General features: G+C 50.4%; 15 protein-coding genes. 1 reads left to right on the top strand and 14 read right to left on the bottom strand.

What is annotated here, in order from left to right:
• Positions 1-22: 22 nt before the first annotated feature.
• The 10 genes from G5B42_RS00075 to G5B42_RS00030 form a co-directional block, all read right to left on the bottom strand.
• Complete coding sequence (locus G5B42_RS00075) at positions 23-379, bottom strand: small basic family protein (protein WP_231133090.1); 357 nt, start codon at positions 377-379, stop codon at positions 23-25.
• The gene (locus G5B42_RS00070) at positions 380-1,162 is read right to left on the bottom strand and encodes a DUF881 domain-containing protein (protein ID WP_181338406.1); all 783 of its coding nucleotides are present in this window, start codon (positions 1,160-1,162) and stop codon (positions 380-382) included. It abuts the gene before it with no gap.
• Between the two features lie 131 nt (positions 1,163-1,293).
• A complete protein-coding gene (mreB, locus tag G5B42_RS00065; RefSeq protein WP_187350902.1) occupies positions 1,294-2,343 on the bottom strand; it encodes a rod shape-determining protein in 1,050 nt (349 codons plus the stop codon).
• A gap of 24 nt (positions 2,344-2,367) precedes the next feature.
• On the bottom strand, positions 2,368-3,144 hold the full coding sequence (locus G5B42_RS00060) for a pseudouridine synthase (protein ID WP_181338405.1): 777 nt from the start codon (positions 3,142-3,144) through the stop codon (positions 2,368-2,370).
• 11 nt (positions 3,145-3,155) lie between these two features.
• Entirely contained in the window at positions 3,156-4,484 is a 1,329-nt protein-coding gene (gene pnpS, locus G5B42_RS00055; protein WP_181338404.1) for a two-component system histidine kinase PnpS, read from the bottom strand.
• Positions 4,485-4,486: 2 nt separating this feature from the next.
• Positions 4,487-5,191 (bottom strand): winged helix-turn-helix domain-containing protein, encoded by a 705-nt coding sequence (locus G5B42_RS00050; protein WP_181338403.1) that lies wholly within the window; start codon positions 5,189-5,191, stop codon positions 4,487-4,489.
• Between the two features lie 132 nt (positions 5,192-5,323).
• Positions 5,324-5,962: a stage II sporulation protein R gene (gene spoIIR / locus G5B42_RS00045; protein ID WP_181338402.1), complete on the bottom strand. Its 639-nt coding sequence runs from the start codon at positions 5,960-5,962 to the stop codon at positions 5,324-5,326.
• A 5-nt stretch (positions 5,963-5,967) separates the two neighbouring features.
• Positions 5,968-6,762 carry an RNA polymerase sporulation sigma factor SigG gene (gene sigG, locus G5B42_RS00040; protein ID WP_181338401.1) on the bottom strand — a complete coding sequence of 265 codons (795 nt, stop codon included), beginning with the start codon at positions 6,760-6,762 and terminating at the stop codon, positions 5,968-5,970.
• Between the two features lie 130 nt (positions 6,763-6,892).
• Positions 6,893-7,939 (bottom strand): dTDP-glucose 4,6-dehydratase, encoded by a 1,047-nt coding sequence (rfbB, locus tag G5B42_RS00035; RefSeq protein WP_187350901.1) that lies wholly within the window; start codon positions 7,937-7,939, stop codon positions 6,893-6,895.
• Positions 7,932-8,399: a dTDP-4-dehydrorhamnose 3,5-epimerase family protein gene (locus G5B42_RS00030; protein WP_181338400.1), complete on the bottom strand. Its 468-nt coding sequence runs from the start codon at positions 8,397-8,399 to the stop codon at positions 7,932-7,934. Before G5B42_RS00030 ends, rfbB begins: the two co-directional genes overlap by 8 nt.
• Before the next feature lie 214 nt (positions 8,400-8,613).
• Between G5B42_RS00030 and G5B42_RS00025 the strand changes: the two genes are divergently transcribed.
• A complete protein-coding gene (locus G5B42_RS00025) occupies positions 8,614-9,885 on the top strand; it encodes a hypothetical protein (RefSeq protein ID WP_181338399.1) in 1,272 nt (423 codons plus the stop codon).
• Positions 9,886-9,971: 86 nt separating this feature from the next.
• Here G5B42_RS00025 and tagD read toward each other — a convergent pair whose 3' ends face one another.
• From tagD to G5B42_RS00005, 4 genes are all read right to left on the bottom strand, one after another.
• On the bottom strand, positions 9,972-10,373 hold the full coding sequence (tagD, locus tag G5B42_RS00020) for a glycerol-3-phosphate cytidylyltransferase (RefSeq protein WP_181338398.1): 402 nt from the start codon (positions 10,371-10,373) through the stop codon (positions 9,972-9,974).
• Between the two features lie 64 nt (positions 10,374-10,437).
• Complete coding sequence (locus G5B42_RS00015; protein WP_181338397.1) at positions 10,438-11,406, bottom strand: Wzz/FepE/Etk N-terminal domain-containing protein; 969 nt, start codon at positions 11,404-11,406, stop codon at positions 10,438-10,440.
• The gene (gene wecB / locus G5B42_RS00010; RefSeq protein WP_181338396.1) at positions 11,406-12,590 is read right to left on the bottom strand and encodes a non-hydrolyzing UDP-N-acetylglucosamine 2-epimerase; all 1,185 of its coding nucleotides are present in this window, start codon (positions 12,588-12,590) and stop codon (positions 11,406-11,408) included. Before wecB ends, G5B42_RS00015 begins: the two co-directional genes overlap by 1 nt.
• A 43-nt stretch (positions 12,591-12,633) precedes the next feature.
• Positions 12,634-13,047 (bottom strand): transposase (locus tag G5B42_RS00005; RefSeq protein ID WP_181338395.1); only part of this gene is annotated, 414 nt, incomplete at its 5' end.

The following is a 13,047-nucleotide window of genomic DNA, read 5'->3' as shown; positions in this document are numbered from 1 at the left end:
AAGGGGAAGAAGCGTCAACGGGTCACTGTTCATTTCCGCGCTGCCGATACCGGATGAGCAGAAATTCCCGGATCAAAGAAAGATTATTAAAGATCCGGATGCTGAAGGCCACTACGGCCCCCAAATAAATATCGATGCCGATGCTATAACCGAAATAAGCAAGCCCAACGGCCAGGAGGGCATTGGCAAAGAAACTGACAATGAACTTGGAAAAGATAAAAGTCCCCTCCAACTCAGCCCGCATACCGCCAAAGATCGCATCCACAGTGGCCAGGATGGCCAAAGCGGTGTAACTTTTATAGATGAGAGGCACTTCCCAGGGTAAAAGGAGCCCAATCCCGACCCCAAGGGCAATACCGATTAAAGGGATCAGCAACATTTACAGGACCTCCCCTTCGCCCGTTCCTTCCCAATCTTCGACGGCATCCTCCGTCTCCGCTTCCTCTACCCCGTCGGCAACTGTGGTTTCTTCCGTTTCCTCCGGCACCACCTCGGCATAATTAAAGACCGAACTGCCTTTATAGGGCGGAAGGTAGAGGCTGTCTTTTATCTCAATCTTGATCCCCAGTTCAAAGGGGCGAATTTGGGAATCGATAAAGCCCCCTGGAATCGTAAGCGCCGCTTTTAAGGTGGCCGCATCACCAATCGCCCGGATAATATAAGGTGGGGCCAGTTTCCGCGTTCCCACCAGGATGGTGGTCCCGGCGCAACTAAACCCGGTCTGGGCGACCAACCGTACCCCGTTCACGGCGATCGCTTCGGCCCCGGCCGCCCACAGCTCATTAACCAGCAACTCCAATTGGTCATAGTGGACAATAAATAAGTTGGGATCTTCGTAACTCTTTAGTGGACGCTGCACATCAGTGAGGGTAATCTCCACCCCCGGGCCGCGCAGCGGCGTTACGCCCGCCGCCATGCGCAGGCTTTTCAGCTCCTCGTCCCGGTTGTATTCCTGCAGTTGTTGCCGGAGCTGCTTTAATTCCTCTTCCTTTTTGTTCAGGTCGGTCTGCAACCGGTTCCATTTAATCCCGAGCTCACTCGCAGTTGTAAACTGCGGAAGATAGGTTTTGATATTGGTCTCCGTCCGGAATTGAAAAACCAGCAACATTCCCAACAACATCGACGCCAGGCCGACACCGATTTTCCAGCTATGTTTCGACATTAGCCTTCGCCTTCTAACACAATAACTTTACCATAATTATTCACCGTAAGTTCTTAAAATCCTCTTTACCGACGGTGGAGAAGAAAAAAAGAATCCCGGGGGATTCTGGTTAAAAACGTAATAGCCTTTTTCTAGCGGGTGGCTTTTTTGCGGCCAACTAAAACCCGTTTTAAGGTGTCCAGATGCTCCAAGGTTTTTCCGGCCCCCAGCACCACACAGGCCATGGGGTCATCAGCCAACCGTACTTTCATCCCCAGTTCCTCCGCGATTAGCCGGTCAAGGCCGTTGAGCAAAGCCCCCCCGCCGGTCATCACGATCTCCTGGTTCATAATGTCGGCCACCAGTTCGGCCGGGGTCTTCTCCACCACCTGCCGGATGGCGTTGATGATCAAGGTAATCGGTTCTTTAAGGGCGCCGCGGATCTCTTCTGCCGTCACTACCACGTTCTTGGGAAGTCCGGTCACTTGGTCCCGGCCACGGGCTTCGCCGCGCCGTTCTTCTTCGCCGGGGAAGGGAAAAGCCGAACCCAACTCGATCTTAAGCTGTTCGGCGCTGCGTTTACCAATGGAAAGATGGTACTGTCGCCGGATGTAGCGGATGATCCCTTCGTCCATTGCATCGCCACCAACCCGGATCGACGTCCCTGCCACCACACCGCCAAGGGAAATGACCGCCACATCGGTAGTCCCCCCACCAATGTTGATCACCATGTTGCCGATAGCTTCCTGTACCGGCATTCCGGCCCCGATCGCCGCCGCCACCGGCTCCTCAATGAGATAGGCTTCCTTCGCGCCGGCCCCAAGGGTTGCCTCCAGGACCGCCCGCCGCTCGACACTGGTAATTCCGGTCGGAATACTGACGACCACCCGGGGTCTCCGCCCTAACCGCCTTTTGACCGCTTTTTGCAGGAGGTAACGGATCAGCTCTTTCGTCAACTCATAATTGGCAATTACGCCCTCCCGTAAAGGCCGGATCGCAACCAGATGCCCGGGGGTCCGCCCGATCATCTGCTCGGCTTCTTGACCAAAGGCCAGTATCTCATTACTGTTGTCTTTTTTAATTGCCACCACCGAAGGTTCCCGGAAGATAATCCCTTTTCCCTTCTCGTAAACCAAACTGTTGGCTGTTCCTAGATCCAAGCCGAGTTCTTTCGTGAAAAAGCGATCGAGAATCGGGCTCATCGGGTCACATCCTTTTCCCAACCATTACCTTTTTTGGTCCGGAGCATCGTCTTCCCCTTTCTCCTCTGCCACCGCCAGCCGGGCTCGGTCAATCAGTTTCTGTAAGGCTTTCAGCTCCGCTGCCGTCAGCCGCCGGTACCGGCCTAAGGGTAAATCACCCAACTGCAACGGGCCAATGGCGAGCCGTTCCAGCTTTAAAACGGGGTGTCCCACGGCCGCGCACATGCGACGGACTTGCCGGTTCCGTCCCTCACGCAAACCGATTTTAAGGATAGCATTCCCCGCTTTGACCTTGATTATATCCACGCTGGCCGGAAGGGTCGGCCCGTCTTCCAGGACCACTCCTTGGCGGAGCATGTTTAAGGCGCGGGCATCGGGCACGCCCCGGACCAAAGCCCGATAAACCTTTTGGATCTCGTACTTCGGGTGGGTCAGCGCATAGGCCAGCGCACCATCGTTGGTCAAAAGTAAAAGGCCGGTGGTGTTATAATCCAACCGGCCAACTGGAAACACCCGGGGAAACCCCTCCGGCAAGAGCGCGAGGACCGTCTTCCGGCCCCGCGGATCCCGGTTGCCGGTAATATACCCCGGTGGTTTGTTTAACATAAGATAAATCCGCTCCTCGTCCGGGCGGACCGGCCGCCCGGCCACCGTAACCCGGTCCCGTTCCGGATCCACCTTGACCCCCAATTCCCTGACCACTTGCCCGTTGACCGCCACCAGACCGCTGACGATCATCTCCTCGGCTTTCCGGCGGGAAGCCACGCCACAACGGGCCAGATACTTTTGGAGTCGTTCCATCGGTTCACCCCTTACTCCTTGCCTTCCTGGTACTTGGTGAGCGTAAAATGGAAACAGCTGCCTTTCCCCAGTTCGCTCTCGACCCAAACCTTACCGTCATGCCGTTCGATGATATGCTTCACGATGGACAAGCCCAGTCCGGTTCCGCCCATCTCGCGGGAACGGGCCTTGTCCACCCGGTAAAAGCGCTCAAAGATCCGGGGGATACTGTCCTTCGGAATCCCAATCCCGGTGTCACAGACGATGAATTCCTGTTCATCGCCGCGGTTGATCTCCATGACCCTAATATGCCCACCCGGCGGGGAATACTTGATGGCGTTATCAATCAGATTAACCAATACCTCCCGGATCAGATCTTCGTCGGCCCAAACGGCGGTCGGTCCCAATTCCACCGATAGGGTGATATTCTTCTCCGCCAACCGGTCCTGAAGCGTCAGCCGGACCTCCTCCACCAAGGGAGCAAGGTAAAGTTTACTCCGGTTCAATTCCGTCTGGCCCGATTCAATCCGCGAAAGATCAAGCAGGTCGGAGATCAAACGACTAAAGCGGTCCGTCTCCTGGTACATGATGGTCAGGAACCGCTTCGTCGTCTCTTTACTCTCCAGGCCCCCGTCCAGGAGGGTTTCGATAAACCCTTTGATTGATGTCAGCGGCGTCCGCAGTTCATGGGAGACGTTGGCCACAAAATCAGTCCGCATTGTCTCCAGACGGCGCATCCGCGTAAAGTCACGGACAATCGCCAGAACACCCTGGCCTTCTTCTTCCTCACCCCAACGGATCGGGATGATCTCCACTTTTACGTAGGTTTTCTGGGGCGTATCCATCTGAAACTCACGGCTCTGGGGTTGCCCAGTAACAAAAACCTGGTGGAACATTTCCACCAGTTCGAATTCGCGCCAGACCTCCCGCGGGTACTTACCCAATGCTGAACCGTGTTCAATCTGGAAGATCTTTTCCGCCGCCGGATTCAAGAAGGAGATCCGGCCACTGGAGTCGGTGGCCACCACCCCTTCCACCATGCTGAAGAGGAGGGACTCCATCTCTTCCCGCCCCTTCTTCTCCCGGGCAATCCTTTGTTCCTGCTCGTTCAGATGGTGATAAGTCTTCTTGAGAAACTTCTGGTAGGTCGCATACTGGACCTCGGGATCCAGTGCCCGCATGGTCTTCCATAGTTTTTCCAGCGGATTCAGAAAGGAACGCACAAACCAATATCCGCCGATCACAAACCACAATAAGGCAAAGGTGGAAACACCGGGGCGGTCAAAACCCATCAGCACCATCATGGCGGGCAGGAAGAGCAAGCTTATGCTGACAATAAATTGGAGACGTAAGCGGCGCATGCTTACTCCTCCCGGATCCGATAGCCAACACCGCGGACCGTCTCCAGCCAGTACGGTTGCGCCGGATTATCCTCGATCTTCTGGCGCAAACGGCGTACGTGCACATCCACCGTTCTGGTGTCACCAAAAAATTCATAACCCCAAAGGTTCTCCAAAAGATACTCGCGGGAGAAAGCTCGTCCCGGGTGTGACAACAACAAATGGAGCAGATCGAATTCTTTCGGCGTAAGCTCGATCTCGTTATCATGGACCAACACTTTATGTTGCCGAAGATCCATCTTGATCGGCCCGAGAACCAACATTTCCTTCTCTTCTACTTCCGAGAAGTTCTTGTCGGCCCGCCGTAAGACCGCCCGGATCCGTGCGATCAACTCCCGCGGCGAGAAAGGCTTGGTTACATAATCATCAGCCCCCGACTCCAACCCCAAAACACGATCGGCTTCTTCCGCTTTTGCGGTCAAGATGATGATCGGAATATCGCGGGTTAATTTATTCTGACGGGTCCGACGACAGATCTCCATCCCGTCAATCCCCGGCAACATCAGATCGAGCAGAATAATATCGGGATGTTCAGCTTGAATCTTTTCCCAACCCTCTTCTCCAGTCTGGGCCTTTGAAACCAGCCAGCCTTCCTTTTCCAGATTATAGGCAACTAATTCAATAATATTCGGCTCATCTTCAATGATCAGAACACGTTCTTTTGACACGCTACTTCCCTCCGCTTCAATAAAAAATACAAGATATGCTTAAGTCCAGTTTATAACACCTAACTTTTACTGTCAACCTTTATTGCACCTGGGCCGCCTGGCCATAGGCAATAAAAAAAGGGGTGTTCCCCCTTATTGAATCGCCGTCGTGGCCAGTTGGAACCACTTGCCCCACTCCGCCCATGCTTTTTTCAGCAGTTCATCCTTGTTCGCCTGTAACTCCTCCAAGGCTTTCCAGCGGAGACGAATGGTTTCCCCGGTGTCGGCCGGTTTTTCCTCGGCCATCACCAGGTGGCAAACGGGAGGAAAGAGCACACACCACCAGTTCCGGCCTTCCCCCTTACCCAAAACTACCCGCAGGGCCTGGTATTCCCCCGGCGGTAACACTCCGAACTCATACTGCCGGGCGGGAAAACCAAAAGTTCCGATCATCACTGTCACCGGGTAGGAAAAACCGTGCCTGGCCAGTTCCTCTTCGGCCGCTTGGACCAGCACTTCCTGGTTTTTTTTCAAGATAGACAAGGCCGTGGCCCGGTCCTCCGCTTCCGCCAAAAGCACCGCCGTTTCCTTTAGGATCCGGTCCCGAACTAATAGTTTAACCTCTTGGTCCGCCGGTTGGTCGCTGTTGGCCAGGACATGGAGGCGGATCAGATTCTCCGGACTGAAGGCGACAACCGTCTCGTCGGTCACCCACGGCGGACTTCCCGTCAAACTTAAAAGCAGACCACCAATTAAGCAAAGTATAAAGACGGTTATGATTCGTGCCTTCATCCCATTCACTCCTTTGTCCGTTCCTCACCGATGTACCGCCGGATGTTTTTTAATGCCGTTTTCTCCAAACGGGAAACCTGAGCCTGGGAGATCCCAATTTCCTCAGCAACTTCCATCTGGGTCCGTCCATCAAAGAAGCGCATCTTCAGGATCTCCTTCTCCCGGTCGTTTAAGCGGGACATGGCTTCACGAATCGAGATCCCTTCCAGCCACTGGTTGTCCAGATCCTTGTCGTCACTGATCTGGTCCATCACAAAGATGGGGTCGCCCCCGTCATGGTAGATGGGTTCGAACAAAGAGATCGGTTCCTGGATCGCATCCAGCGCAAATACGATCTCCTCCCGGTCGATGTTCAAAACAGACGCGATCTCGGCGATCGTCGGCTCTTGCCCGTTTTTACTGGTCAGCGCATCCCTGACCTGGAGCGCTTTATAGGCAATGTCCCGCAGTGAACGGCTGACCCGGATCGGATTATTATCCCGCAAGTACCGGCGGATCTCACCGATGATCATTGGTACTGCGTAAGTGGAAAACTTAACATTTTGTGACAGATCAAAATTATCAATTGCCTTCATTAAGCCGATACAACCGACTTGAAAAAGATCGTCCACATTCTCTCCCCGATTATTAAACCGTTGGATCACACTTAGTACCAGGCGGAGGTTGCCCTGGATCATTTCCTCGCGGGCTTGTTTCTCGCCGGACTTAATCTTACTCAACAGTTCTCGCATCTTCGAGTTGGTCAAAACCGGAAGTTTCGAAGTGTTAACCCCACAAATCTCAACCTTGTTTGGGATCATTTGCTCTCCCTCCACAAGCTTTCGGCCGTTCCTTACTAGGATTATTGCCATTATTTTTGCCGGATATACTTCGTATCCCCGGTTTATTAGAAAAAAAAGGTAATTGACGCCAATAAAAAAAGACCGGCCTTTACCGGTCCCTGTCCTCCTTTCCGGCCAGGCGAAAACCATAATTACGCTGGTAATAGTCCTTATACTCGCCGGAAAGAATCGCTTCCCACCATGCCTGCTGCTTTAGATACCATTTGACGGTCTGCGCCAAACCATCTTCAAAACCGATCCGGGCTTCCCACCCCAGCTCCGACCGGATCTTACCAACCGCAACACCATAGCGCCGGTCATGTCCCGGCCGGTCGGCAACAAACCGGATCAGATCCTCCGGTTTCCCGAGGAGTTTAAGAATGAGCCGCACCACTTCCAGATTGGTCCGTTCACACCGGGCACCAATGTTATAAACCGTACCCGGCTGTCCCGCCAGTAGGACCCGCTCGAGAGCTTGGCAATGGTCGGCCACATGGATCCAGTCCCGTACTTGTTGCCCATCGCCGTAGATGGGAACCGGTTCCCCCCGGACCGCGTTGATGATCGTCAACGGGATCAGTTTCTCCGGAAACTGGTAAGGCCCGTAGTTATTGGAACACCGGGTAATTATAACCGGTAGGCCATACGTTTTATAGAAAGCCATCGCCAGTAAATCAGCCCCAGCTTTGCTGGCCGCATAGGGACTGTTCGGAGCCAAAGGCGACTCCTCGGTAAATAATCCCTCCGGACCCAGAGCACCATAAACCTCATCGGTTGAGATCTGGAGAAAACGCTTTACCTCATAATGCCGGGCCAAACATAAAAGATTAAGGGTCCCGTTGATATTGGTCCGGGCAAAGACCTGCGGCGCATCAATACTCCGGTCGACATGGGATTCGGCCGCAAAGTTAATTACTGCATCGAGCCCCGCCGCAAAGTAGGGTTCCAACTTATCCCGGTCATTGATATCAGCGTGGAGGAACCGGTAACCGGGGTACGCTGTAAACCCTTCCGTATTGGCCAAATTACCGGCATAGGTCAATAGATCCACGTTGATCAGGTTCGTCTCCGGGTAACGGTGGAGGTAATGACGGATAAAATTACTACCGATAAAACCGGCCCCGCCCGTCACCAAAATACGCACCGGCTTATCCATCTTTTCGTCCCCAGTCGTAGGGAATTTTCATCCGCGTCGTCGGCGCATGCGGCGGCAGCCGGTACTCATCCGGTTCGGCATAATTATAGGGTTCGGTCGGACAGTTTAAGACCAACGCCTCATGTTCACTGATACACTTAAACCCGTGGTAGACTCCAGGCGGGATCTGGAGCAGCTTGGGATTATGCACCCCTAGAAAAAACTCTTCCACTTTTCCCCGGGTTGGCGAGTCTTCCCGGTCGTCAAACAAGGCTACTTTCATCATTCCCGTAAGAACCGCAAAATTATCGTATTGCTTCTTGTGGTAATGCCAGGCTTTAACCACTCCTGGGTAGGCAGTGGTGATGTAGACCTGCCCAAACCCCCGGAAAATTGGGTCATCACAGCGTAATATCTCCATCAACCGGCCTCTTTCATCCGGAATTACCTTTAACTCTTTGACGACCACCCCTTCAATCACAAAAACACACCCCCCTGTTCAATGCTATGCCTAAGGGAGTGTCCATCAGAACAAAAGACAAATTTCCATTAACAGCGGGAGGAGTTTACGCCTCCATCAAGAATTATAATAAAGTCCAGCATAAACTTGTTTTTTAATTTTTCTTCCCCAGTTTTTACAATGTACTATTGAACACAAAAGTCACTTCAGCACTATTCTACGGAGGGATTTTTTTATGCGTCGCCGCTTCCTTCGTATTCATAATTTTTCCGTTTTTCTACTGGCCCTTTTTTTATTATTGAGCATTTCCGAAGTCAGCCAGGCCAATGACCTCGTTTTTCAGCTCAATAACGAAGGCCTTACCATATTGAGCAACAACCAGTTTCAACTTGGCCCGGTAACCCTCTTTTTCCACCCCTGGCTCTATACCCAACTGGAACTGGAACAGAACGAAACCAGCTTTGGATTGAAAGAAGGCGGTCTTGACCTTGGGATCGGAAGTCTTCACCTGACCATAGGGCGCCAATTGAACTCCTTCGGGCCGGGGCGCTACGCCTTTCCGCTCCTTGCCCCCTTGGGGGATGGGCTGACCGCCGAAGGCCTCGACCAGATTGCCTATGCTTTTTCCACCAAACGGTTGACCTACAAAAAACTCTATGCCTGGGTCCCATTGCACGATGAATTCCGTATTTTACTGGGCCAAAGGGCCACCTATGATTTGGGTCCTTTTACCTTTGGTTTTGGCGAAACCGCCCTCGTCAAGAAGGGGGTGCCGGACTATTATTACCTGCCCATCCCCCTGGTCCCAGTCGCCGTCTATCAACTGTTCGACGACCACTATCTTGACGCAGCGGCCGGCGAAAAAGCCCTGAAAATCAGGGCCGAAGTCGATTTGACTCTCCATCTGGGGCCAAACTTTAAGCTTTACGGTGGTTACCTGATCGACGAGCGCCCCCTGCCCGCTTGGCTGGATGGTACGGCCTTTACGAAGGGGGACGCTCAAACCGGCAACCACAAACCCTGGAAGGTCGGCTACCAAGCGGGGGGCGAATGGAACCGCCCGCTCGGGATTAATGGGCTGAAGTTTTACACCGAATACACCCGCATCAACCAGTACACCTACACGACCGAAGATCCCTTTTTCACCTATACCTATAAAGGACACCTCCTGGGCGGCCCCTTGGGTCCCGACAGCGACTTGCTCAATCTGGAACTGGTCACTACCGGCAATGAGATCTGGACCTTCGCCTTAGCATACAACCGCAAACGCCAGGGGGAAGGCCGCATCGGCGACCAGTGGTCCGGCCAGCCCGGTCAGGCCGAAGTCTTTTTGACCGGTACCGTCGAGACCACGGACCAACTTGCCCTCACCGCCACCAAACGGATGGGCCTTGCCGACCAGGTCACACTGACCATGAGTTTAGCCCGGATCACCAATAACGACCATCAACCGGGGGCCGTGGCCCTCCGGCCGGAGATTACCTTCACGGCACAAATCAGCTGGTAGTGGGAAAAATAAAGAGTCTTCTTCCAACATTGGAAAAGACTCTTTTTTGTTTACCGGACTGCACAGTTTAAAGGTTAAAAGGTGATTTAACTCTTTTGTTCCCGCAATATATCCATTTTTATTTGCGTTGTTGATATCTCCGGGGTTCTTGGCAAATAGATAACTTCGCAATATTCTTTCAGATAATCAAATTTACCCTCCCAATCATCACCAATTACAAAAACATCAATATTGTACTTCTGAATATCCGAGATTTTCTGTTCCCATGATTCCTCAGGGATAACCAGGTCTACATAGCGAATGGCCTCCAATAACTGCTTTCTTTGTTCATAAGTAAAGTATGACTTTTTATGTTTTTCCTTCCAGTTAAATTCATCGGTTGATAATGCCACAACCAAATAATCGCCCAATTCTTTGGCCCTCTTCAATAGATTTATATGTCCATAATGTAATAGATCAAAAGTTCCGTAGGTGATCACTCTTTTCATGAAAATTTGCTCCCGCTCAAATTATTTAAAATATCCTCGACATCTTTCGTTGATGCCTGACCGTTTATTTATCGACAAGGTGGCTAGTGCTTTCAACCAGTTCACGCTTTTGGTATTGCTTAATATATTCCCGGAAAAAGGCGAACATGACACCGGCAAAGAGCCCCAAAACTCCGGCAATAGCCGTGTTCTTGGCTACGGAAGGAGAATACTTGTGTTCCGGGAAGACCGGCGGTTCAATTGTGACAAATGTAAAATTTCGCTCGATTTCAACTTCCCGGCGAATATCATCCAAAATCCCGTATGCCTTGGTATAATTAACTTTCGCCGCAGCATGTTCAGCCACCAGTTTTTCATATTCGGCTATACTTTCGGGGGAAACTGTCAATTGTCCTTTGTAATCAAGATAATATTGATCCGAAATGGCTAAATTTTGGGGAAGGGTAACCAGGTTATTTCGCTTTTGGAAATCAGCCAGCGCCTTATTTATCTGCTCAAACACTTCTTTATTTCGATTGAAATTTCCCTCCGCGACCCTTAGCCTGTTCATGGTATAAACCTTAATCCGTTCTGCAACTTGATCATGGTATGTATTTTTAACCAGACTTAGAAGTTCATAAGATGTTTCGGGATCATCCCAGATGATTTGCATCCGGATGTTTTTCGCCTCTGTAGCGCTGATCGTTAATGCACTCCGCAATTCATCAATTTTTCCTTGGTCCGTCTCCATTCCCGCCTTTTCCAAAATGCCTTTTAAAAAATGATTTGAAAGAATCACATCTCTGACCATTTGAACTTGGCCAAAATTAGTAGCAAACATTCCTTCGGCCTCGAGGGTGAATAAGGTATAACACCGGTATTTCTTCGGGATAAAGAAATATGTAACACTACCAGCAACAATAACCGTAATCAGAAAGATAACGGCAATTAACTTCCAAGATTCCTTTAAAATAAGCAAGATATCCATCAAACTAATTTCATCTTCATACTCATAGTGAAATTGGGGTTGAACTATCTGACTCATGTTTTTCATCACTTCCCTTTCTTAATTATTCCCATTTTTTGGTGAGTTTCTACTCGAAAATCTTCCGGCCGAGCCCCAAAGCCAAATTTATGCAAAATTGCCTGCACTATTCTTCTTGAAGCATTACCATCGCCATACGGATTTACCGCTTGCGCCATGGTTTCATACGTATTTTTATCAGTCAAAAGTTGATAAGCCATATTATAAATATCATCCTCGTTGACTCCGGCCAATTTTACCGTCCCAGCCTCTACGGCCTCCGGTCTTTCCGTTTCGGTCCGTAGTACTAGGACAGGCTTGCCTAAAGACGGGGCTTCCTCCTGTAATCCTCCGGAATCGGTCATAACCAAATAACTTTTATACATCAGATTGTGCATATCCTGCACATCAATGGGGTCAATTAAAAGCACCCGCTTTATTCCTCCGAGAATGGAATTCACTGTTTCCCTAACCGCCGGATTCAAATGTACAGGGTAAATAACAACCAGATCTTCAAAATTCTCGACCAGCCTTTTTACTGCTCTACAAATATTCCCGAGGCGCTCTCCTAAATTCTCCCTTCGATGAGCAGTCAGTAAGATATGTTTTCCATTACCAAAATCAATCTCCTTCAGCTGCGGATCTTTAAAAACATAATTTGTGTCAACCGTATACTTTAAGGCGTCGATTACTGTATTCCCAGTTACATAAATACCTTCTTTTACATTTTCTTTGATGAGGTTTTCTTTATTTCGAAGCGTCGGGGCAAAGTGGATTTCAGCTATCTTACCGGTAAGAACTCTATTAATCTCCTCCGGATATGGAGAATATTTATCGTACGTACGCAGTCCTGCCTCTACATGTCCGACCGGTATTTTATTATAAAAGGCCGCCAAAGCCCCGGCAAAAGTCGTCGAAGTATCGCCATGAACCAGCACCAAATCAGGTTTTAATCCATTGATCACTTGGTACAAACCTTCCAAAGCCTTGGTGATGATGGTAACTAAATCTTGCCTTTGTTCCATAATATTTAAGTCATAATCCGGTTTTATCTCAAAGATCTCTAGAACCTGGTCCAGCATTTCCCTATGCTGAGCAGTAATACAAACATAACTCTCAATCTTATCTTCTTTTTCCATTTCCTTGACCAGTGGCGCCATTTTTATTGCTTCCGGCCTCGTTCCAAAGATACTTAATACTTTTATTTTTTCCATAACCTAGCACCCTCATTTTAGAAACTGCGAACTTAATTAGGGCTTACTGAAAAACGCAAGCAGGAACAGAAAAGAAGAACTTTGACAACCGAAAAGGCGACCGCCAAAAATGGGTAAAAAGAAGCCGGAGCTTTCGTTCTAAGTTCATTACCAAGAATTGTAGATGGATCACAGTTTCGCTGGTTACCTGAAGCCTAGCCATAATACGGCCCAACCCATACCGGCGTTTTCCTACACCAAATCTACCTTCAATAGCGTTACGGATTCGACTATCCATTCGTTCCAGTCTTTTCTGGGCTTTTAGTTGCTTGATCTTAGGGCGTCCCAGCCGCGGTCCACTTAACCGAATGCCTCTTTGTTTGCAATATTCAAGATTAGCCCGGGTTCGAAAGATGGCATCAGCATGAACGACTCTGGGATAGTGCCCTGTACGCCAACGAAAGGTTTCAATAGCTTC

Origin of the sequence: Capillibacterium thermochitinicola (genome assembly GCF_013664685.1) — a bacterium.
In the GTDB taxonomy this organism is placed as follows: Bacteria; Bacillota; UBA4882; order UBA10575; family UBA10575; genus Capillibacterium; species Capillibacterium thermochitinicola.
This window is presented reverse-complemented; position numbering and strand designations above follow the sequence as displayed.

Coding starts and splice junctions, on each gene's coding strand:
- sigG (WP_181338401.1), bottom strand. CDS start 6,762: ATGATCCCAAACAAGGTTGAGATTTGTGGGGTTAACACTTCGAAACTT.
- tagD (WP_181338398.1), bottom strand. CDS start 10,373: ATGAAAAGAGTGATCACCTACGGAACTTTTGATCTATTACATTATGGA.
- rfbB (WP_187350901.1), bottom strand. CDS start 7,939: ATGGATAAGCCGGTGCGTATTTTGGTGACGGGCGGGGCCGGTTTTATC.
- mreB (WP_187350902.1), bottom strand. CDS start 2,343: ATGAGCCCGATTCTCGATCGCTTTTTCACGAAAGAACTCGGCTTGGAT.
- pnpS (WP_181338404.1), bottom strand. CDS start 4,484: ATGCGCCGCTTACGTCTCCAATTTATTGTCAGCATAAGCTTGCTCTTC.
- spoIIR (WP_181338402.1), bottom strand. CDS start 5,962: ATGAAGGCACGAATCATAACCGTCTTTATACTTTGCTTAATTGGTGGT.
- wecB (WP_181338396.1), bottom strand. CDS start 12,590: ATGGAAAAAATAAAAGTATTAAGTATCTTTGGAACGAGGCCGGAAGCA.
- G5B42_RS00060 (WP_181338405.1), bottom strand. CDS start 3,144: ATGGAACGACTCCAAAAGTATCTGGCCCGTTGTGGCGTGGCTTCCCGC.
- G5B42_RS00075 (WP_231133090.1), bottom strand. CDS start 379: ATGTTGCTGATCCCTTTAATCGGTATTGCCCTTGGGGTCGGGATTGGG.
- G5B42_RS00025 (WP_181338399.1), top strand. CDS start 8,614: ATGCGTCGCCGCTTCCTTCGTATTCATAATTTTTCCGTTTTTCTACTG.
- G5B42_RS00070 (WP_181338406.1), bottom strand. CDS start 1,162: ATGTCGAAACATAGCTGGAAAATCGGTGTCGGCCTGGCGTCGATGTTG.
- G5B42_RS00015 (WP_181338397.1), bottom strand. CDS start 11,406: ATGAAAAACATGAGTCAGATAGTTCAACCCCAATTTCACTATGAGTAT.